A 20,427-nucleotide genomic window follows, 5' to 3' on the forward strand; every position below is an offset into this window, starting at 1 on the left:
GTGCCGCTGCGGCGGACGCCATCAGGTGTGACGCCCCGTAACCGTTTGAGCTCCTGATGTGAGCCCACCATGACAGGAGTCGCGATGGCCGCCATGGCGCCCGCACACCCCTATCGCATCCTGCTGGTCGAAGACGACCCCGGGGACGCGATGCTCGTCGAGGAGGCCCTGCTCGACGGCGCCGAGGACCGCAGCGTCGTCCAGGTATCCGATGGCGTCGCGGCGCTCGAATACCTACGCGACACCGCGCAGCCCCGGCCCGACCTCATCGTGCTCGACCTCAACATGCCGCGGATGAACGGCGCCGAGACGCTCAAGGCCCTCAAGGAGGACGAGGCCCTCAAGTCCATCCCCACGGTGATCCTCACCACCTCGGCCGCGAGCCAGGACGTCTCGGCCGCGTACGCCACCTACGCCAGCGCGTACGTCGTCAAGCCGGTCAACCTCGACGACTTCATCAGCGCGGTGCGCAACATCGACACGTTCTACCGGGAGTTCGCCGAGCACCCCCCGAACGACTAGACCCCTTCGGCCTCGGCGGGGAGCGTGAAGGCGATCTTCGTCCCCGGCGTGTGAGTCGTGTCGACGCCGATCGTGCCGCCGTGGAACTCCACGATCTTCTTGCACATGGCCAGGCCGATGCCCGTACCGGGATAGGACTCGCGGGTGTGCAGGCGCTGGAAGATGACGAAGACCCGCTCGGCGTACTCCTCACCGATTCCGATGCCGTTGTCGGCGACCGCGAACTGCCACATGTCGCCCTGCCGCGCCGCGGACACCCGGATCTCCGGGGTCCGGTCGGGCGACCGGAACTTGATCGCGTTGGACAGCAGGTTCTGCAGCAGCAGCGCGAGCTGACCCGGATCTCCGGTGACGGTCGGGAGCGGGTCGTGCTCGACGTGCGCGCCGGCCTCCTCGATCGCGACGCTGAGGGTGTTCTCGGTCGTCGTGTACACCTCCTCCAGGTCGACGTCGGCGCGCGACTCGTGGAAGCGGCCGACGCGGGAGAACTGCAGAAGGTCGTTGATGAGCGTCTGCATGCGGTTGGCGCCGTCGATCGCGAAGTCGATGTACTGGTTGGCGCGCTCGTCCAGCTGGTCGCCGTAACGGCGCCGCAGCATCTGACTGAAGCTCGCGACCTTGCGCAGGGGCTCCTGCAGGTCGTGGGAGGCGACGTACGCGAACTGCTCCAGCTCGGCGTTGGAGCGTCGCAGCTCGCCGGTCTGGTCGGCCAGCCGGTCGCGGGCACGCCCGGAGACGGCGAGCTCCGCGGTGAGCCGTCGCCGCATGGCCTCGACGCTCGCGGCCACGCTGCGCAGGTCGGCCGGTCCGCGCGGGACGATGGGGTGGGCGAAGTCACCGGCGGCGACCTGCGCGGTGTCGGTGCCGAGGCGTTCGAGCGGAGTGGTGACGCCGCGGCGCAGTCCGGTGAAGACCAGCCCGGCGATCACCAGGATCAGCGCGGCGATGCCGAAGAAGATCGCGTTGCGCTCGTTGCGGACGGTGTCGAGGTCGGCGCGGCCGGCGGCGCGGTCCTGCGTCAGGTGCTGTTGCTGCGCGGCCATCGCGGCGCGCAGGGCGTCGAAGTCGGTCTTGCCCGCACCGGCCCGCTCGTCCGCGACACGTGTCGCCGCGGCGCCCTTGGCGGCGGCGATCGGCGTGGCGACCTGGTCCTGCCAGGCCGTGGCGTGCCGCAGGACCAGGGCCAGGTCCGCGCGTTCACGCGGCGCCTCGACCAGCGGGTTGAGCACGCGGAGAGCGGCCTGCTGCTGTGCCTTGCCTTCGAGGTAGGGCTGGAGAAAGTCCGCGCGGCCGGTCATCCCGTAGCCGCGGATGCCGGTCTCCTGGTCGAGCATGGCGGCCTCGAATCGGATCGAGGCGATCAGCATCGACGACTCGCGGTCGACCAGCCGGTCCGTCACCGTACCGGCGTGATGGAGGGCCCAGACCCCGAGGAGGCCGAGAGCGGCCAGCACCGCCAGCGCGACGCTGACGCCCAGCTGCAGCCATCGCCGGGTCGTCCAGCGACCGAAGGCCGGGGGCGGCACGACGGCGTCCGCCTTCTCTTCGGCGTCGCCGCCGTCGATCTCGGCGACCGGTGACGCCGTGGGTTCGGGGGCCATGAATCTCCGCTTTCACACTCAGGTGGCCGACGCGCCGCGACGAGGCACGGCGGATACCCGACGATATCGCCGGTGACCATGCCGGACGTCGCACGGCCGCCCGGGTGTCACACTGAACGTGGCCGACCTTCCGAGCGGACGGGGTCACATGAGTACGGACGGCACCGAATACGTACGAGACCAGCGGTATCTGACCACCCGGATCACCGCCGACGGGCGAGACGGCCATCCCGTCGAGCCGGGGCGCTATCGGCTCGTCGTGAGCCGCGCCTGTCCCTGGGCGAACCGCAGCATCATCGTGCGGCGGCTGCTGGGCCTCGAACCCGTGCTCTCCATGGGGGTCTGCGGGCCGACCCATGACGAGCGGAGCTGGACCTTCGACCTCGACCCTGGGGGACGCGACCCCGTACTCAAGATCGAGAGGCTCCAGGAGGCGTTCCTCGCCCGCGATCCGGACTATCCGCTCGGGATCACCGTGCCGGCCATCGTGGACATCCCGACCGGCAAGGTCGTGACCAACGACTTCGCGCAGATGACGCTCGACCTGTCCTCGGAGTGGCGGCGGTACCACCGGGCCGGAGCCCCGGACCTGTACCCCGAGCGGCACCGGGACGCGATCGACGTGATCAACGCCGACGTCTACCGCGATGTCAACAACGCCGTGTACGAGGCCGGTTTCGCCCCGGCCCAGGATGCGTACGAACGCGCGTACCGGAAGCTGTTCCACCGCCTCGACGTCCTGGAGGAGCACCTCGCGACCCGCCGGTACCTCGTCGGCGACACGATCACCGAGGCCGACATCCGGCTGTTCACGACGCTCGTCCGCTTCGACGCCGTCTACCACGGGCACTTCAAGTGCAATCGCAGCAAGCTGACCGAGATGCCGGTGCTGTGGGCGTACTCCCGCGATCTCTATCAGACCCCCGGCTTCGGCGACACGATCGACTTTCCGCAGATCAAGGAGCATTACTACGTCGTCCACCGCGACGTGAACCCCACCGGCGTCGTACCGCTCGGACCGGACACGTCCGGCTGGCTCACCCCGCACGGCCGGGAGGAGCTCGGCGGACGGCCCTTCGGGGACGGCACGCCGCCGGATTGAGGAGCGGCGAACGGCGGGCGTACGCCGCTCGGCGGGCGGTCAGACCTTCAGGAAGGGCTGGAGCTCGGTGGCGTACTTCTGGAAGTTCTTGCCGCGCGCCGAGAAGTCCGTGGTGACGTTGCCCGAGATGCGGGTGAGCGCGTCGAGCAGGGCCGTGAAGGCCGGGCCGAAGACGCCGCGGGTGTGGTCGCCCTGGTGGCGCCCGCCGATCTCCACGGCGGTGTCGACCTCGGGCCGGAGGGTGTCGTCGAGGGTCTCCAGGAACGGCTTCGCGGCCGGCGGGATGTGCGTGATGCCGTAGTCGATGCTGAGCCAGTTCTCCGTGATGCCTCCGAGGACGGCCAGGTCGAGGACGTCGCGGGCCTGGGCCCACTCGGCGGCGGTGGGCGCCGTCGCGGCGAGCGCGTTGATCTGGTTCCTGATCGCGGCGACCGTCGGGGTCTCGAAGAGCCGGTCGTGGTCGTAGAAGAGGTCGACGAGCGCGTGCCGGTACTTGTCGAGCAGCGGCGAACCGCCGGCGGCATAGGGCGACGCCTCGACCAGGACGTCGAGGATCATGTCGGCGAGTTTGAGCGCGGGCACGCCGGCCAGGGCGTACGGGATGGTCAGCCGCCGGGTCTGGGCGTCGTAGCCGACGGTCTGGCCGGCGTCGGCGAGCAGCGGGCGGACCTTGCCGACGGTCTCCTTGAGCGTGGCGAGGTAGGCGCTCATCCGGTCGGCCGTGTCGAAGTGTTCCTTGTCCAGGCCGTACCAGATGCCCGTCCAGCCGGTGTGGCGGTCGCCGATGAGTTTCTCCCGGCCCTGGAGAGCCGTTTCGAGTTCGAGGAGGCGCAGCTGGTCGGGGTTGGCGGCCTTCCAGAGCGCCAGGGTCTTGTCCCAGCCACGGCTGCCGGTCTCGATCCGGGCGAAGGCGCGGTAGTCCTCGCTGCGGATCCAGGCTCGGTTGACCTTGATGTCCACCCAGGCCAGGGCGGGCCCCACGGCCAGCGCCGGGGTGTGCAGCGCCTTCAGCGCGCGGCGTGACGCGACGAGCCGGCCCGTCGCGCGGTAGTGGCCCGTCGCGGCGCCCTCCAGCCGCTCGGCGATGCGGGCGGCGGCCTCGGCGTAGGTGTCGGCGTTGAACAGCCCTGCCTGCGGGGGGAGGTACTCCAGCCCCCACGCGCCGCGGTAGGCGTAGTCGCGGACCGGGAACACCGGGTCCTCGTACAGGTTGTGCGCGACCTCGTGCAGGAGCATGATCGCCCGGTCGGTGACCGTGCGGGGGGAGTTCTTGTCCACCAGGTCCGGCCGGATGTCCACGCCGTCCACGAGAGTGCCGTCATCCTCCTTGCCGACGGCGGCGTTGGCCCCCATCGACGGCGGCAGGTCCCCGTTCACGACGATCTTCTGCCGGCCGATCAGGTCTTCCAGCCGGTCGTGCAGCAGCGTGAACCGCTGGTGGAAGCCCGCGTGGTCCTGGGCCACGTAACCGTCGAGGACGCCGGTCGCCGTCAGCGCCGGCTGGTCGGCGGCGTCCACGATGGTCTTGATCTTGGCGGACAGCGTCTTCAGCACCACTGTCTCGTCCTTGCTGAGCGGTCGGCCCATGTCTCCCCTTTTCGCCCCGTTATGTGCGTGGGTTCATCAGAACCGGGCCGTACGGGTGCCGGTCAAGGTCAGAGCGTGGGGCCGGAGGTCCTTTAGGCCGGCGGGGCCCGGCCGTTAAGCGGCGGCCGAGACGACGTGGCTGGTCAGGGGGTTCTCCGTCCGAGAGATTTGGACGACGAAGTGCACGAGCAGGTGCATCGTGCCGAATTGACGGCAATCGGGCGTAATGTCGCTGTATGACGTTCGATGTTCCGCCTGACCTGGTACAGCTCCGTCGTGACTTCCTGCGGGCCGACGCGGCTCGTGCGGGTGAGGGCGAGGCGGCGGAGCAGGCGTACCGGGAGGCGCAGCGGCTCACCGAGGCGATCGGGGACCATCCGTGGTGGGCCACGGTCGAGAACCGCTTCGAGGCGCGGATGGCGCTTCTGGACGCTACCCGGGAGTGACCGCCCCGCTGAGGAGCACCTCCCGCTGCCACGCGTCCCGCGGCTGGGTGTGCAGCCGCCAGTAGTGTTCGGCGATCTCGTCCGGGTCGAAGGCCGTGCCCGGGGCGACCGCCCCGCCCACGGTCACGCTGGCCACGTGGACGCCCGATGCTCCGTACTCCTGGTCGAGCAGGGTCACCAGTGTGCGTACGCCGGCCTTGCCGAGCGACAGGCTGACGTAGTCCGGCTTCGGTTCGGGCATCCCGCCGGTGATGAGGTACGAACCGCTCCCGCGCCGCGCCATCTCCGGCGCGACGTGGGCGGCGGCGGTGAGCGCCCCGACCACGTTGACCGCCCAGGCGTCCAGCTGGGCGCGTACCGACAACCGCCCGGGCGCGTCCGCCTGGATGATCGCCGCGTTGTAGACCACGACGTCCGGGGGACCGAGCTCGCCCGCCGCCGCGTCGAGGGCGGCGACCAGCTCCGTCTCGTCGCCGCTGTCGGCGGTCGGCGTGACGACCGGCACGCCGAAGGGGGAGAGGGCCGCGGCCAGGCCGGCGAGCTTTCCGGCGTCCCGCGCGATGAGGGCGATCGGCAGGCCCTCGCGCGCGAACCTCCGGGCGACCGACCCGCCGATTCCCGGACCGGCTCCGATGACCACCGCTCCTGCCATCAGGGGCTCCTTCGTCTGGATGATGCCTGACATCCAGGACGTTAAGGTGTGACATCAATGTGAAGGTCAAGCGAGGGATCACATGCGGATCGGTGCCCTGGCCCACCGGACGGGAGTCAGCCGGCGGCTGCTGCGCTACTACGAGGAGCAGGGCCTGCTCCGGCCGGTACGGCTGACCAACGGCTATCGGGAGTACGCCGAGTCGGACGTGGCCGCCGTTCGCCACATCCGCGTCCTGCTGGCCGCCGGCCTGCCCACCGCGGTCATCTCACGAGTGCTGCACTGCGTCCACGACGACGGCGAGCGGGTCATCCCCGCCCCGTGCCCGGAGATGGTCACCAGCCTGCGGCGTGAGAGCCGTCGCATCGCCGAAGAGATCACCGAGCTGCGCTCGTCCCAGCAGACGCTCGACACCCTGCTCGCGATCGCCCTGCGGGACCGTACGGCGGAGTCGGTCTGACCCGCGGCCGGCTGCGGGAAGCCCGAGTGCCTGCTGACAGTTGGCTGCGAATCCGCAGGTCAGTGGCGATGCCCCAGCAGGCGTATGGCAGTCTGTCGGACGATGGACCACCCCTTTTACACCACATTCCTGCTGCTCGCCGGGCTTCTGCTGTCCGTCGTCGCGCTGTGGCGCGGCTGGCGGCCGTCGCTTCGCACGGCGCTGGCGGTCGGGATCGCGCTGCGGCTGTTCCTGCTCATCAACGCCGCCGCGGACTCGTGGCAGCCGCTCGACTTCGTCGACGGCTTCAAGCCCGCCGGGCAGGCGATCCTGGCGCATCAGGACCCGGTTCTGGCCACCCATGGGTCGTGGCACTTCCTGCCGATGATCCCGTACCTGTACGCCCTCGGGCTGCGGGCGGGCCTGCCCTGGGAGATCGCCGGACGCCTGGTCACCGTGGCCGCCGACATCGCCCTCATCCCCCTGGTGGGGAGGCTGGCCGGTGAGAAGAACGCCGCCGCGGCCCGGTTCGCGTACGCCTGCAGCCCGATCGCGCTGATGGTCGCCGTCATCCACGGGCAGATCGAACCGGTCGCGCTGGTCTTCCTGGTCGCCGCGTACGTCATGGCGCGCTCCGGCCGCGGCGGCTGGGCGGGGGCGCTGTTCGGGTTCGCGCTGTCGGCCGGTACGTGGCCGGTCATCCTGCTTCCGCCCCTGCTGGCGATGCTCCCGAACTGGCGCGAACGCGTCCACAGTGTGGTCATGACCGGTGTCGTCCCGGTGTTCTTCCTGGTCACCATGCCGCTCGTGGTGCACGTCGGCTGGGTGGACCTGCTGCACGTCGCCCGCTACCTAGGCGGCGTGAGGCCCGTCGTCGGCGAGTGGGGATGGACGGCCTGGATGACCGGCGGCAACTGGGCGCTGGCCCCGACCGCCGCCGGGATCGGGCAGGTGGTCCTGTACCTCACGCTGCTCGCGGTGATGTGGCTGTGGCGGCGCGCCGACCGCGTCGACATGACCTCGGCCATCTTGCTGGCGTTCCTGATCGTCACCCCGCGCATGGGCGCGCAGTATCTCCTGTGGGTCGTGCCGTTCCTCGTCGCCCGGCCGACGCGCTTCAGCCGGCCGGCGCTCTGGCTGGCCGCGCTGTGGGCCGGGCTGGGCTACATCTACCTGACCCACTTCGACGACGCCGGCTGGTGGCAGAACCACCAGTGGTGGTCCCGCAGCTCCGTCGCCGTCATCGCCCTGCTCATCCTCGCCATGCCCTGGGGCCGCCGCACGCCCGCCGAAACCGAGGAGCCGGCGACCGTACGCTCCCAGCCACTCCCCGCCGGCCACTAGGGCGGCGCACGACGCCGCGGACCGGATGACGGCCACGCCGGCGTCGTCCGGTCTGGAGGACGTACGCCGGTTCCCGGCCGTCCCCGGTGGCCCGGTCCTCGTGGTCGCCCGCCGCGCCCAGGGCTGACCGAAGCCCTGCGCTCCGCCGTGAGGTCGATTCACGCAACAGAGGTCACAGAGCGCTATTGTGCCACTTCGCCGCGACAAAATCTGAGCCAAGATTGTTGACAATCACTCGGATGTGGCGGCACTATGGCGGCTGGGGCTGCACACCCTCCCAACCCGTCAGCCCTACGTCGAGGAAGGGTTCCGATGAGTGGTGAGTCCCGGTCCGCTGGTCCGCTGCTCGTGGTGAGCGCCCACGCGGGTGACTTCGTGTGGCGTGCCGCGGGTGCCATCGCGCTGGCGGCCGAACGCGGGGACCGCGCGAAGGTCGTGTGCCTCAGCTTCGGAGAGCGCGGCGAGTCGGCGCGGGCATGGCGTGAGGGCAAGAGTCTGGAGGAGATCAAGGCGCTGCGGCAGGGGGAGGCCGAAGCCGCGGCGGCCGAGCTGGGCGCCGAGATCGAGTTCCTGGACGCCGGGGACTATCCGCTGCGGGAGACGCCGGAGCTGGTGGACCGGCTCGTACGGGTCTACCGCGCCTTCGAGCCGGCCGTGGTGCTGACGCACACGCTGATCGACCCGTACAACGGCGACCACCCGGCGGCGGCGCGGATGGCGCTGCAGGCGCGGGTGCTGGCGCAGGCCATCGGGTACGACGCGCCGGGTGAGCCGCTGGGCGCGCCGCCGGTGTTCCTCTTCGAGCCGCATCAGCCGGAGCAGTGCGACTTCAAGCCGGACGTGCTGCTGGACATCACGCCGGTGTTCGAGCGCAAGCGCAAGGCGATGGAGTGCCTGCCGGCGCAGGTGCACATGTGGGAGTACTACACCGACCTGGCCAAGCGGCGTGGCGTACAGCTCAAGCGGAACGCCGGCCCCAACCTCGGGCTCCAGCACGACACGATGGCCGAGGCGTACGTGCGGGTGTACCCGCAGACGACGGGGGAGCTGGCGTGAGGACGGTGGTGGTCACCGACCCGCCGCGCGCCGACCCCGGCGCGGTCGACGCGCTCGCCGGTTTCGGCGTCGCGACCGTGCACGAGGCGATGGGCCGCGCCGGGTTCCTCGGGCCGGGCATCCGCCCGGTGCACCTGGGGTCGCGCGTCGCCGGTACGGCGGTGACCGTGCTGTCCTGGCCCGGCGACAACCTGATGATCCATGTCGCGGTGGAGCAGTGCCGTCCGGGCGATCTGCTGGTGGTGGCGACGACGTCGCCGTCCACGGACGGGATGTTCGGCGAGCTGTTCGCGACCGCGCTGCAGCACCGGGGGGTACGCGGGCTGGTCATCGACGCCGGCGTACGCGACGTGGCCGACCTCCACGCGATGGGCTTCCCCGTGTGGTCGGCCGCGGTCAGCGCCCAGGGCACGGTGAAGGCCACGCCCGGCGCCGTGAACGTCCCGGTGAGCATCGGTGGCCAGGTCATCCGGCCGGGCGACGCGATCCTCGCCGACGACGACGGCGTGGTGCGCGTCCCGCGCGAGACCGTCGCGGACACGGTGAAGGCCGCGCGGGCGCGGGAGGAGAAAGAGGAGGCGACCCGGACGGCGTTCCGCACGGGCGAGCTCGGCCTCGACCGCTACGGGCTGCGCGACCGCCTGCTCGAGCTGGGCATCGAGTACGTCCCTTACCGCGACGGCTCATGAGCGGCGGCACCCGCTGCATGGTGATGCGCGGAGGGACGTCCAAGGGCGCGTACTTCCTGGCCGGCGACCTGCCCCCGGGCACGCGCGAGCGCGACGACCTGCTCCTGCGGATCATGGGGTCGCCCGATCCCCGGCAGATCGACGGGATCGGCGGCGCGGACCCGCTGACCAGCAAGGTCGCGGTGGTCTCGCCCTCCGGCCGTACGGACGTCGACGTGGAATACCTCTTCCTGCAGCTCGGCGTCGAGGAGGCGACCGTCTCCGACCGGCAGAACTGCGGCAACCTCCTGGCCGGGATCGGGCCGTTCGCGGTCGAGCGCGGCCTGGTCACCGCCGGACCGGAGCGCACCAGCGTACGGATCCGGATGGTCAACTCCGACAGCGTGGCCACCGCGACGTTCCCGACGCCGGGCGGCGTGGTCGACTACGACGGCGACACGGCCATCTCCGGGGTGCCCGGGACCGCCGCGCCGGTCGTCCTGGACTTCGAGGGCACCGAAGGCTCGGCGTGCGGCGCGCTGCTGCCCACCGGCAACGTCCGCGACGTCATCGACGGCGTGCCGGTGACCTGCCTCGACAACGGAATGCCGGTCGTGGTCGCCGCCGCCTCTGGCCTCGGTCTCACCGGGTACGAGGACGTCGCCGCCCTGGCCGCCGACGAGGCGCTGCGCGAGCGCGTCCAGTCGCTGCGGCTCCAGGCGGGCAGGCTGATGGGCCTCGGCGACGTGTCCGGCACGTCGGTGCCCAAGACGACGCTGGTCGCGCCGGCCCGCGAGGGCGGGGCGATCTGCACCCGTACGTTCATCCCGCTGCGCGTGCACGCCTCGATCGGCGTGCTCGGCGCGGTCACCACGGCCACGGCGCTGCTGATGGAGGGCGCGGTCGGCCACGACCTGGCCACGCTGCCGGACCCGGGTGTCCCGATGAGCATCGAGCACCCGACCGGCCGCCTGGACGTCCAGGTCGAGCTGGACGAGTCGGCCGGCCGGCCGGCGATCCGGCGTTCGAGCATCGTCCGCACCGCGCGGAAACTGTCCGACGGAACCGTCTTCGCCCGTCCCGGGAGCCAGCCATGAGCATCAAGCATGAGATCGCGCACGTCGCTCACGTCGAGCTGCTGACGCCTGAGCCCGACAGAAGCCTGTGGTTCTTCACCCGCATCATGGGCCTGACCCAGGTCGGCGCCGAGGGCGACTCGGTGTACCTGCGGACCTGGGACGACTACGAGCACCACACCCTCAAGCTGACCGCGAACGGCACGTCCGGGATCCGCCGTACGGGGCTGCGCACGTCGTCTCAGGAGGCGCTCGACCGGCGGGTGAAGGCGATCGAGGAGGCGGGCCTCGGCGTCGGCTGGCGCGACGGCGACCCGGGCCTCGGGCCGACGTACGTCTTCCGCGACCCCGACGGCCACGAACTGGAGATCTACTGGGAGAGCGAGTGGTACGAGGCGCCGCCGGAGCTGAAGCCGGCGCTGAAGAACCAGGCGCAGGCCTATCCGGCGATGGGCGTCTGCGTCCGCCGCCTCGACCACGTCAACTTCCTGGCCGCCGAGGTCGAGCCGAGCACCGACTTCCTGCGTGACGTGCTGGGCGGGCACCCGACCGAGCAGATCCAGCTGAACGACGGCACGATCGGCGGGCGCTGGGTCACCTTCACCAACAAGTCCTACGACCTGGTGTACACGCGTGACTGGACGCGCAGTAACGGGCGCCTGCACCACATCGCGTTCGCCACCGACACCCGCGAGGACATCCTCCGCGCCGCCGACATCTTCCTCGACAACGACGTGTTCATCGAGACCGGCCCGCACAAGCACGCCATCCAGCAGACCTTCTTCCTGTACGTCTACGAGCCCGGAGGCAACCGGATCGAGCTGTGCAACCCGTGCGCGCGGCTCGTCCTGGCACCCGACTGGAAGACCGTCACCTGGACCGAGGCCGAACGCGCCAAGGGCCAGGCGTGGGGCCTGAAGACCATCGAGTCCTTCCACACCCACGGCACGCCGCCCGTCGGCTGATACTCCAGCCGCAGGCGCCGGACCCGCGCATCCTCTACCCGAGCGTGAGCATCGCCTCGGCGACCTCGCCGGCCGCCGCATCGGGGATCGCGGTGGCGGCCTCCTCCAGGACGAGCAGCCGTGCCCCGGGGATCTCGCGCGCGATCGCCTCGCCGTTGCCGACGGGGAAGAACCGGTCGCGGCGGCCGTGGACGACGAGCGTGGGGACCTCGATCTCGGGCAGGCGCTCGCGCCAGCGGGGTTCGCAGTCGAGCCTGGAGAACACCACACCCAGCTGGTTGGCCAGCTGGACTGCAGGTGCGGTGCCGGGCGTGCGGTCCCAGACGCGCGCGGCGATCGCGCGCGCGGCGACGGGGTCGTCGCCGAGGATCTCCGCGCCGGCGGCGGCGAACTCCGCGACCGCCTCGCGGTCGGCCCAATCGGGCATCGGGTGCGCGAACAGCCGGCTCATCGTCGCCTGGTCATGGTCGGGGAGGTCGTCGTCGGCCGGGCCGGGGGCGACCGCGCGGGTGCCGACCAGGGTGAGCGCCGAGAACGCGCCCGGATGCTCGAGAACGGCCACCTGGGCGACCATCCCGCCGACGCCGATCCCCGCGAGATGCGCGGGCCGCCCGCCGAGCGCGTCGGCGAGGGCCGCCGCGTCGGCGGCGAGGCCGCGCAGAGTGTAGGCGGGCGCCTCCGGATCCGTCGTCGTCGACTCCCCGCTGTCGCGCAGGTCGTAGCGCACCACACGGCGCCCGCCGGCGGCGAGGTGCTCGCAGAGCGCGTCGGGCCAGGAGAGCATCGTCGTCCCGCCCGCGAGCAGGACGAGTGGCGCGCCGTCGTCGCCGAACGACTCGATGCCCAGGGCGATCTCATCGGCATTGACAGTGGTCATCGTGATTCGGGTCATGCCGGGACAGACCTGATCCGCCGCCCGAACTCATCGCTCACGCCTGAAAGACCGATTTGGCCACATCTGTCCATAAATTGGCGTAGATAGCGCAGATAATATCGTCTCTCATATTGTTAACACTTCTGAGGGAGGCGGTTGCCCATGCGCAGGATGTTCACCCGCGCCGGGAGGTCCCGGCCGAAGGGACCGCGTACCCGGTGGAAGGCCGGTCTCATCACCCTCGCGACTCTGGCGGCCTTCGCCTCCGCCGGGGGCCTGACCGGTGCCGCCGGGGCACAGCCCGCGCACCGCCCGGTCACGGCGGCGGGCCTGGCCGACCTGCCCGCGCTGCACCCGAAGATGGACTGCGCCGACGTCACCGGCCTCCACCTCGAGAACGTCACGATCACGTCCGCGGCCGTCTCGACCGCGGGCGCGCCGGCGCCGTACTGCGACGTGCGGGGGACCATCGCCCCGGCCGACACCATCGTCATGCGCCTGCCCGTCGACGGCTGGACGCAGCGCTACGTGCAGACCGGCTGCGGCGGCGAGTGCGGTTCCGCCGGCATCAACTACACGCAGGCGTCGGCCTGCCCGGTCGTCGCCGACGGCACGGTCGCCGGCGCGACGACCGACATGGGGCACCAGGGGCAGAACGACGGGTCCTGGGCGGCGGACGACCCGCAGGCGCAGATCGACTTCTCCTACCGTGGCGTCCACGTGACGTCCCAGGTCGCCAAGGCGATCATCGCGAGGTTCTACGGCCGGTCGCCGGTCTACTCCTACTTCGACGGCTGCTCCGACGGAGGCCGTGAGGCGCTGATGGAGGCCCAGCGCTACCCCGGCGACTTCGACGGCATCGCCGCCGGCGCGCCCGCCAACGACATGGTCGTGCAGAACACCTTCCACCACGCCTGGAACGTCCTGACCAACCTCGACGACAGCGGCCACTACATCCTGCTCGCCGGCCGGCTGCCACTGATCCACAACGCCGTCCTGTCCGCCTGCGACAGGCGGGACGGGCTGAAGGACGGCCTGATCGACGATCCGCGCCGTTGCGACTTCGACCCGGCGACGCTGATCTGCAGGTCCGGCCAGGACCCCACGACGTGCCTGACCGGCGCCGAGGCCGGCGTGGTCCGCCGGCTGCACGACGGCGCGGTCGACGCGGCCGGCCGCCGGCTCGAACCCGCGATCGCCCACGAGTGGGGCTCCGAACTCGACTGGACCCTGTTCGTCCCCTCGGCGCAGGGGCAGACGGTGGGCAGCGAGAACTTCGTCCTCGCCTTCGCGCGCTACCTCGGCTACACGAACGAGGTGAAGCCCGACTGGAAGCTGTCGGACCTGAAGTTCACCGTCGCCTCGTTCTGGAACACCGTGCAGTCCTCCGGCTACCTGTCCGCCATGGACCCCGACCTCCGCCGCTTCGAGCGCTCCGGCGGCAAGCTCCTGCTCTGGCACGGCTGGGGCGACCAGCACATCTCACCGCAGGGCACCCTGGCGTACTACGACGCGATGCGGAAGTCCATGGGCGGCGGCACCGTCGACAGGTTCGCCAAGCTCTACCTCTTCCCCGGCGTCGCGCACTGCGGCGGCGGCGAGGGACCGAACACCTTCGACGTCCTCACCCCCGTGATGGCGTGGACCGAGAGCGGCAGGCAGCCGGGCAGGATCACCGCGTCGAACGTCACGAACGGCACCGTCACGCGTACGCGGCCGGTGTTCCCCTACCCCACGGTCGCGCGCTACGACGGCAGCGGCAGCGCCGACGACGCGGCGAACTTCGTCCCGTACACGCCGCGCCAGGAGCCGGGCCCGGACTACCACTGGCTCGGTGAGCGACTGTTCTCCGGCGACTACCAGACCTGGTGCACGGCCTCGGGTACCGACTTGGTCTGCCGGCCGTCCCGGACCTGGCTCACCCGGAGGAAGGAAGCCTGAGCGTCAGGCCCGTACGGACGTGAGCGCCTCCATGACGCTGACCAGGTGCGTACGGGCCGCCCGCTCGGCCGCCTCCGGATCGCGGGCGCAGATGCCGTCGATGATCGCTAGGTGCTCGGGGAGGGAGACGTTCGGCCGGCCGGGGACCAGGGCGAGCCGGAACTGGTGCCGGACGTTCTGCGCGCGCAGCCGCCGCAGCACGCCGGCGGCGGTCTCCTGGCCGCTGATCTCGACGACCCGCTGGTGCAGGGCCTTGTTCAGCTCGGAGTACTTCAGCACGTGCCCGTCCGTGACCGCGGAGCGCATGGTCGCGCCGAGGGCCCGGAGCTCGGCGATCTCCTCGTCGGTGACGCGCTCGGCGGCCTTGGCGGCGCACAGCCCCTCGACCACCATGCGGACCTCGGAGATCTCGATCGCCTCGTCCAGCGTCACCGCGCGTACACGGGCGCCGCGGTGCTGGATCCGCTCGACCAGACCCTCGTTGGCCAGCTCGAACAGCGCCGCCCGCACACCGCCCCGGCCGACGCCGAACTGCTCGGACAGGTCGGCCTCGACCAGACGCTGGTTGGGCGCGAAGTCCCCGCGGGTGATCGCCTCGCGGATCGCGGTGGCGACGTCGGGGGTTCCGGCCGTGGTCTGCTCGTGCGCTGGCATGCTTCCTCGCTCGCGGGCTGCTGTGGCGGACTGATTCTCGGGACCCGTCCCTCCCTTACCGCAGGTCGCCGACTGCCGGGCGGTCGCCCTCCTTGGCCTGCTGGATGAGCTTGTAGACGTGGGCCCGCAGTTCGGCGAAGCGGGGCGCGGACCGGGTGGTGAGCTGGTCGCGCTCGTCCGGCAGGTCGATGGCGACCTCCTCCAGCACGACCGTCGGCGAGTTGGACAAGACGATGACGCGCTGGCCGAGGTAGACCGACTCGTCGATGTCGTGGGTGACGAACAGGATGGTGACGCCGAGGCGTTTCCAGAGGGCGCGGACGAGGTCTTCGAGGTCGGCGCGGGTCTGGGCGTCGACGGCGGCGAAGGGCTCATCCATCAGCAGGATGTGCGGCTCGTACGCGACCGCGCGGGCGATGGCCACCCGCTGCTGCATGCCGCCCGAAAGCTGCCAGGGGTGCGCGTCCTGGACCCCGGCCAGGCCGACGGCCTCCAGCGCCTCCCGCACGAGCCGCCGCCGCTCGGTCTTGGGGACCTTCTTCTCCTTCAGCGGGCGCTCGACGTTCTGGCGCACCGTCATCCAGGGGAACAGGCTGCGGCCGTACTCCTGGAAGACCACGGCCATTCCCCGGGGCGGGCCGGTGACCTTCTCCCCTTCGAGCACCACCTCCCCGGAGGTGCAGGTCAGCAGGCCGGCGACGCACTTCAGCAGGGTGGTCTTGCCCGCGCCGGAGGGGCCGACGATGCAGACCATCTCGCCTCCGCCCACGGTGAAGGTCAGGTCGCGGACCGCCTCGACGCTGCGGCCGTTGCCCTGGTAGACCTTCTTCAGCCCGCGGACGTCCAGCAGCGCCGGGCTCTCGGCGCCGATCGGTGTGGTGGTCATCTCAGCCCTCTCGCTGTGATCGGCGCAAGCCGGTGTACCAGCGCAGCACCCAGGCCTCCACGAGCTGGAACACGACCGACAGGGCGATGCCGATCAGCCCGAGCAGGATGATTCCGCTCCACATCTGCGGGATCGAGAAGCTGCGCTGGAACTGGATGATGGTGAAGCCGACGCCGTTGCTCGCGGCGAACATCTCGCTGATCACCATCAGGATGATCCCGATGGACAGCGCCTGCCGCGCGCCGGCGGCGATCTGCGGGCTCGCCCCCCGCAGTACCAGATGGACGAGCCGCGAGTGCGGGCGCAGCCGGTAGCAGCGGGCGGTGTCGCGCAGCACCTCGTCCAGCGCGCGCACGCCCTCGACCGTGTTCAGCAGGATCGGCCAGACGCAGCCGGAGACGATCACCAGGATCTTCATCCCGCTGCCGATGCCGGCGAACAGCATGAGGATCGGCACGAGCACCGGCGACGGGATCGCGCGGAAGAACTCCAGGACCGGCTCCAGCAGGGCGCGCAGCACGCGTACGGAGCCGATCGCGACGCCGAGGCCCACGCCCAGCACCAGGGCCAGAACGTAACCCGTGAGCAGCCGGGCCAGGCTGGGCAGCACGTCATTCGTGAAGCGGCCGCCCAACCACGTGTCGTCGAACGTGCCCAGGATCTGGCTCAGCGGAGGCCAGAAGAAGTCGGTGCTGTTCGCCGTCGCCACCCACCACGCCGCGACCAGCAGGGCGGGCACGGCGAGCAGCAGGACGATCCGCCGAACCACGCTCAGCACGCTCATGAGAGGACCTCCCGGCGTACGGAGGGGTGCCACCGCAGCACCCGGCGTTCGACGAAGCGCACGATCACGTTGACGATCACTCCGATCAGGCCGACCACGATCACCAGGGCGTACATCGCCGGCACCGCGCCGGAGGTCTGCGCCACCGCGATCTGCTTGCCGAGGCCGGGCGACCCGATGACGAGCTCACCGGTGATCTCCAAGATCAGCGCGACCGCCGCCCCCAGCCGAAACCCCGTCATCACGTACGGCAGAGCCGTCGGCCAGATGACCGTGCTCACCAGCGACAGCGGACGGAACCGGTAGGAGCGGGCGGTCTCCCGGGCCACCGGGTCGACGTCCCGCACGCCGTACAGGACCTGGACCATCACCTGCCAGAACGAGGCGTACACGACGAGCAGGAGGGTGGAGCGCATGCCGGTGCCGTACAGGAGCACGGCCAGCGGGATCAGCGCCACCGACGGGATCGGGCGCAGGAACTCGATCGTCGAGGTCATCGCCGCCCGTACGACGGGCAGGCCGCCGATGACGATCCCCAGGACCATCCCCGCGACGGTCGCGATCGCCAGGCCGATCGCCCAGCCGCGCAGCGTCTCCAGCAGGGCCCGCCAGAACGCCTCCGTGCGGACCTCGTCGGACAGGGCGGAGACCATGGAGCTGAACGGCGGCAGGAACCGCTTCTCGGCCAGCCCCGTCCGCGGCAGCAGTTCGACCACCGCCATCAGCCCGGCGAGGCCGATCAGGCCGAGGACCCAGGGGGGCAGGTGGCGGTGACGGCGTTCGCCCGGGCCGTCTTCCGTCGCGTCCGCCGTCACCGCCGCCGTCACGGAAGCAGGTCCTTCACGTCGGGAGCCTGCTTGATCAGCCCGTCCTGTACGGCGAGGTCCTCCAGGGTCTGCAGCGACGCGCTGTTGACCTCCGTCGGATACGCCGGGAGCTTGAGCGCCGCGGTCACCGACGGGTCGATCTTCGTGTAGGTGCCCAGGACCTTGCGCACCGCGTCAGGGTTGTCGTTCGCGTACCTCAGCGACTTCTGCATCGCCGTGCTGAACCGCTTGACCAGGTTCGGCTTTGACGAGGCGGTCTTCTGCGAGGTGAAGTACCCGGCGATGGTGAGGCTCGGGGCGGTGTCCACGTAGTTGGACGCGACGAGCCGGCCGCCGCCCTTCAGCGCGGTGGTGAGGAAGGGCTCGACGACCTGGACCGCGTCGACGTTGCCCTTGTCGAGGGCGGCGAGCATGTCGGGGAAGGCCAGCTCGGTGAACTTGACGTTCTTAGGGTCACCCCCGGCCTTCCGGATGGAGGCGCGGACCGTGGTGTCGTTGATGTTGTTCAGGGTGTTGACCGCGACGCGTTTGCCGGTGAGGTCCTTGGCCGTCTTGATCGGGCTGCCGTCCTTGACAACCACCCCGCCGAAGTCCTTGCCCTGGACCCCGGTCGAGGCGTTGCCGGGCGCGACGACCTTCAGCGGCAGGTTCTTGGACCTGGCGATGATCAGCGAGGTGTAGTTGCTGAACCCGAAGTCGACCTGGCCGCTGACGACGGCGGACACGATCGCCGCGCCGCCCTGGGCCGTCTGGATCTGCAGCTTCAGCCCCTGCTCGGCGAAGAAGCCCTGCTGGTTCCCCAGGTAGAGCGGGGCGACGTCCACGATCGGGATCACGCTGACCTTCACCGAGGTGGGGCCCGTGTCGGACGCTTTGGACTCTCCTCCTCCGCTTCCGCACGAGGCGAGGAGGAGTACGGAGGCGGCGGCCATGGCCGCGCGGATTCTTGTCACGGTGCTTCTCCAGGACGTCGGTCGCGGGGGAGTGGGACATGGCGTCGGCGTTCGGCACGGCGTGCCGTCGGCCGGTCCACCGGCGCGAGACGGCCTCGATCGCCCGGCTGAACCCGGGAATCCGCAGGTCAACCGATGGCCACTCCTCCCCGATGGCACCGCTGGTGTGACGATGATGCTAAGAATGATGCACAGGATTGTCAATAATTTGTTTGCCAAAGTGGTCCACCAGCTTGTCGCCCATGCTTTGGCCCTGTCCGGCCGGGCTCAGCACCCGATTCGTTCGGCCAGGGACGGATAGTCGAGGACGACGAAGTCCGCGTCCGTCCTGAGCTCGCGGGTCTGACCCGTCGATCCCCGGTAGAGCACGGTCGCCCCTCGCCGCGCCGGCCTCGACCACCCGGTAGTGCTGGACGATCGGGACGACCTTCAGCGACGGGACCTTCACACACGCGATGTCGTGGCCGACCCATTCGCCCACCGGCCCGTCGCGCACCAGCCGCCGGATCGGCATGACGTTGGTGAACGGGCACTTCCCAAGGTCGCAGTCGAGCGCGTCGTCCAGTGACCGCAGGGTCGTCGCCGGCAGGGGAGTCCGACGGCCGGCGCCGGCCTCGGTACGGTCACCGGACCAGGCACCGCTCGGCATCCGTTCGAGCGTGAGTCTCGTGTGCTCTCCGGACCGCGAACGGCGCTCCACGACCAGGAGCCGGGTCCGCCATCCGTCCCCGACGTCGAGCCGCCAGGTCAGGTCGTACTCACGCGTGACGCCGGCGCCGCGGGCCGCGCACCCAGTAGATCGCCGGGATGCCAAGGTCGGTCAGGTAGTGGTCGAGTACCTGCTCCAGGGTCTTCGTCGCGGCCCACTTGCGCTTCTCCTCGGTCCAGTCGCAGTTCACGAACAACCCGATGGCCAGGCCGCGGGCGTGCTCGGACTTCCCGGCCTGAAGAAGCTGGTCCAAGATGCCGTCGACCTGCCAGGGCGATTGCCCTCGTCCTCGAAGAACACGACACTCTCGTCGGTGTCGGTCTCGAACGGCGTGCCGAGGCTCGCGCGCAGCTCGTACACGTCGCCTCCGATCAGGCGCGCCGTGGGCCGGCCGTGGCCGAGGGTGCGGACGTGGGGAAAGTCCGGACGCCGCGGCAGCGGCCCCTCCCCGCCGCGGTGCACCAGGGAGTCCGGGGCGGGACTGGCGGGAGCGACGAGGCCGACCGTGCCGCCCCGGGGAAGAGCGCGCGGCTTGACGAGGTCGTTCACGGCTGTTCCCCCTCGACGGTTCCGAGAAGGCGGCGAAGCGTCTCGCCGTCGGTCGTGTCGTGGACGATGGCGTGCTCTTCCGCACGCTCGGGGTCGCCGCACGCGATGGCGCCGACCAGGGACTCGTGCATGGTGATGATCTCCTCCTGATCGGGGTGGAAATGCTCCGTGAGGTTCATGAAGAGGAGTGACCGGTCGCGGATTCCGGCGTACATCTCCCGCAGCCTCCGGTGCCCGCTCAGCTCGACGATCACGTCGTGCAGGTTCATGTCGGCATGGACGATCTCGGAGCGGCCTTCGCGGCGTACGGCCGTGACCAAGGCCGACATCGCCCCGCTCAGCCGCTGCCGCCCGGCGTCGTCGATGTGTTCGGCGGCGAGCCGGGAGGCCAGCGCTTCGAGGTGGTCGCGGAGGCTGTGGATCTCGAAGGCGTCCTGCGCCGTCATGGTGGCGACGAAGACGCCGCGGTTCGGCTCGGAGCGTGTGGAAGCCCGCGCGTACGGTCCCCGCGCTCACCCCGGGCCGCCACCTCCGCCTCGGTCAGGTGCCGCCCGGGCTCCAGATCTCCCGACAGGATCCTCTCCCGTACGGCGGTGGCGACGTAGAGCAGATTTGCTGACATGTCGGCGTCTGGGACGCCTTGCGGCGGGCGGCATTCCGGCTCCGCTCGCGGTCCCGTACCGTCCGCCGGCGCCCGGTTGCCACGGATACGCCTACCTCGCCCCTTCCTGCTGGTAGCTTCGTCCGGCGCGAAGCGCGGTGTGCAGGTGGATTCGGGGGGGTTCTGGTGGC

Annotated in this window: 22 protein-coding genes; 10 read left to right on the top strand and 12 right to left on the bottom strand. The window is 70.7% G+C overall.

Annotated features, from left to right (window positions below):
- Positions 1-69: 69 nt before the first annotated feature.
- Positions 70-522: a response regulator gene (locus QWU11_RS19810; protein ID WP_290115318.1), complete on the top strand. Its 453-nt coding sequence runs from the start codon at positions 70-72 to the stop codon at positions 520-522.
- Here the strand turns inward: QWU11_RS19810 and QWU11_RS19815 are convergent.
- The gene (locus tag QWU11_RS19815; RefSeq protein ID WP_290115324.1) at positions 519-2,123 is read right to left on the bottom strand and encodes a sensor histidine kinase; all 1,605 of its coding nucleotides are present in this window, start codon (positions 2,121-2,123) and stop codon (positions 519-521) included. The two genes, QWU11_RS19810 and QWU11_RS19815, sit on opposite strands and share 4 nt — an antisense overlap.
- A gap of 148 nt (positions 2,124-2,271) precedes the next feature.
- On the opposite strand from QWU11_RS19815, the gene QWU11_RS19820 reads away from it, so the two are divergent.
- Positions 2,272-3,225, top strand: a complete 954-nt coding sequence (locus QWU11_RS19820) for a glutathione S-transferase C-terminal domain-containing protein (RefSeq protein ID WP_290115326.1) — start codon at positions 2,272-2,274, stop codon at positions 3,223-3,225.
- A 39-nt stretch (positions 3,226-3,264) separates the two neighbouring features.
- Here QWU11_RS19820 and QWU11_RS19825 read toward each other — a convergent pair whose 3' ends face one another.
- Complete coding sequence (locus QWU11_RS19825; RefSeq protein WP_290115328.1) at positions 3,265-4,812, bottom strand: hypothetical protein; 1,548 nt, start codon at positions 4,810-4,812, stop codon at positions 3,265-3,267.
- Between the two features lie 236 nt (positions 4,813-5,048).
- Between QWU11_RS19825 and QWU11_RS19830 the strand changes: the two genes are divergently transcribed.
- Positions 5,049-5,258 carry a hypothetical protein gene (locus QWU11_RS19830; RefSeq protein ID WP_290115330.1) on the top strand — a complete coding sequence of 70 codons (210 nt, stop codon included), beginning with the start codon at positions 5,049-5,051 and terminating at the stop codon, positions 5,256-5,258.
- Here the strand turns inward: QWU11_RS19830 and QWU11_RS19835 are convergent.
- Positions 5,245-5,910: an SDR family NAD(P)-dependent oxidoreductase gene (locus QWU11_RS19835; RefSeq protein ID WP_290115332.1), complete on the bottom strand. Its 666-nt coding sequence runs from the start codon at positions 5,908-5,910 to the stop codon at positions 5,245-5,247. The two genes, QWU11_RS19830 and QWU11_RS19835, sit on opposite strands and share 14 nt — an antisense overlap.
- Before the next feature lie 82 nt (positions 5,911-5,992).
- Here QWU11_RS19835 and QWU11_RS19840 point away from each other — a divergent pair, with 82 nt between their 5' ends.
- From QWU11_RS19840 to QWU11_RS19865, 6 genes are all read left to right on the top strand, one after another.
- A complete protein-coding gene (locus tag QWU11_RS19840; protein ID WP_290115343.1) occupies positions 5,993-6,370 on the top strand; it encodes a MerR family transcriptional regulator in 378 nt (125 codons plus the stop codon).
- Between the two features lie 102 nt (positions 6,371-6,472).
- Entirely contained in the window at positions 6,473-7,693 is a 1,221-nt protein-coding gene (locus QWU11_RS19845; protein ID WP_290115348.1) for a glycosyltransferase 87 family protein, read from the top strand.
- A 312-nt stretch (positions 7,694-8,005) separates the two neighbouring features.
- Complete coding sequence (locus QWU11_RS19850; RefSeq protein WP_290115350.1) at positions 8,006-8,749, top strand: PIG-L deacetylase family protein; 744 nt, start codon at positions 8,006-8,008, stop codon at positions 8,747-8,749.
- The gene (locus tag QWU11_RS19855; RefSeq protein WP_290115352.1) at positions 8,746-9,438 is read left to right on the top strand and encodes a 4-carboxy-4-hydroxy-2-oxoadipate aldolase/oxaloacetate decarboxylase; all 693 of its coding nucleotides are present in this window, start codon (positions 8,746-8,748) and stop codon (positions 9,436-9,438) included. Before QWU11_RS19850 ends, QWU11_RS19855 begins: the two co-directional genes overlap by 4 nt.
- Positions 9,435-10,514 (top strand): 4-oxalomesaconate tautomerase, encoded by a 1,080-nt coding sequence (locus QWU11_RS19860; RefSeq protein WP_290115369.1) that lies wholly within the window; start codon positions 9,435-9,437, stop codon positions 10,512-10,514. The genes QWU11_RS19855 and QWU11_RS19860 overlap by 4 nt, the downstream gene beginning before the upstream one ends.
- Positions 10,511-11,458, top strand: coding sequence for a catechol 2,3-dioxygenase (locus QWU11_RS19865; protein WP_290115377.1), 948 nt, complete (start codon positions 10,511-10,513; stop codon positions 11,456-11,458). The genes QWU11_RS19860 and QWU11_RS19865 overlap by 4 nt, the downstream gene beginning before the upstream one ends.
- Before the next feature lie 34 nt (positions 11,459-11,492).
- Here QWU11_RS19865 and QWU11_RS19870 read toward each other — a convergent pair whose 3' ends face one another.
- On the bottom strand, positions 11,493-12,335 hold the full coding sequence (locus QWU11_RS19870) for an alpha/beta hydrolase (RefSeq protein WP_290115379.1): 843 nt from the start codon (positions 12,333-12,335) through the stop codon (positions 11,493-11,495).
- Positions 12,336-12,494: 159 nt separating this feature from the next.
- On the opposite strand from QWU11_RS19870, the gene QWU11_RS19875 reads away from it, so the two are divergent.
- A complete protein-coding gene (locus tag QWU11_RS19875; protein ID WP_290115381.1) occupies positions 12,495-14,273 on the top strand; it encodes a tannase/feruloyl esterase family alpha/beta hydrolase in 1,779 nt (592 codons plus the stop codon).
- A gap of 3 nt (positions 14,274-14,276) precedes the next feature.
- Here QWU11_RS19875 and QWU11_RS19880 read toward each other — a convergent pair whose 3' ends face one another.
- The 8 genes from QWU11_RS19880 to QWU11_RS19915 all read right to left on the bottom strand — a co-directional run bounded on the left by QWU11_RS19880 (position 14,277) and on the right by QWU11_RS19915 (position 20,081).
- Positions 14,277-14,927 (bottom strand): GntR family transcriptional regulator, encoded by a 651-nt coding sequence (locus QWU11_RS19880; RefSeq protein WP_290115391.1) that lies wholly within the window; start codon positions 14,925-14,927, stop codon positions 14,277-14,279.
- Between the two features lie 55 nt (positions 14,928-14,982).
- Complete coding sequence (locus QWU11_RS19885; protein ID WP_290115394.1) at positions 14,983-15,813, bottom strand: ABC transporter ATP-binding protein; 831 nt, start codon at positions 15,811-15,813, stop codon at positions 14,983-14,985.
- A gap of 1 nt (position 15,814) precedes the next feature.
- Entirely contained in the window at positions 15,815-16,597 is a 783-nt protein-coding gene (locus tag QWU11_RS19890; protein WP_290115408.1) for an ABC transporter permease, read from the bottom strand.
- Entirely contained in the window at positions 16,594-17,424 is an 831-nt protein-coding gene (locus QWU11_RS19895) for an ABC transporter permease (protein ID WP_290115410.1), read from the bottom strand. Before QWU11_RS19895 ends, QWU11_RS19890 begins: the two co-directional genes overlap by 4 nt.
- Positions 17,421-18,377 (bottom strand): ABC transporter substrate-binding protein, encoded by a 957-nt coding sequence (locus QWU11_RS19900; RefSeq protein WP_290115424.1) that lies wholly within the window; start codon positions 18,375-18,377, stop codon positions 17,421-17,423. The genes QWU11_RS19895 and QWU11_RS19900 overlap by 4 nt, the downstream gene beginning before the upstream one ends.
- Before the next feature lie 178 nt (positions 18,378-18,555).
- Positions 18,556-19,191, bottom strand: coding sequence for a putative glycolipid-binding domain-containing protein (locus QWU11_RS19905; protein WP_290115426.1), 636 nt, complete (start codon positions 19,189-19,191; stop codon positions 18,556-18,558).
- Positions 19,136-19,720 carry a hypothetical protein gene (locus QWU11_RS19910; protein ID WP_290115432.1) on the bottom strand — a complete coding sequence of 195 codons (585 nt, stop codon included), beginning with the start codon at positions 19,718-19,720 and terminating at the stop codon, positions 19,136-19,138. Before QWU11_RS19910 ends, QWU11_RS19905 begins: the two co-directional genes overlap by 56 nt.
- Positions 19,632-20,081, bottom strand: coding sequence for an FCD domain-containing protein (locus QWU11_RS19915; protein WP_290115434.1), 450 nt, complete (start codon positions 20,079-20,081; stop codon positions 19,632-19,634). The genes QWU11_RS19910 and QWU11_RS19915 overlap by 89 nt, the downstream gene beginning before the upstream one ends.
- Positions 20,082-20,427 lie beyond the last annotated feature (346 nt).

The organism is Actinomadura sp. DC4, from assembly GCF_030406325.1.
GTDB lineage: Bacteria > Actinomycetota > Actinomycetes > Streptosporangiales > Streptosporangiaceae > Actinoallomurus.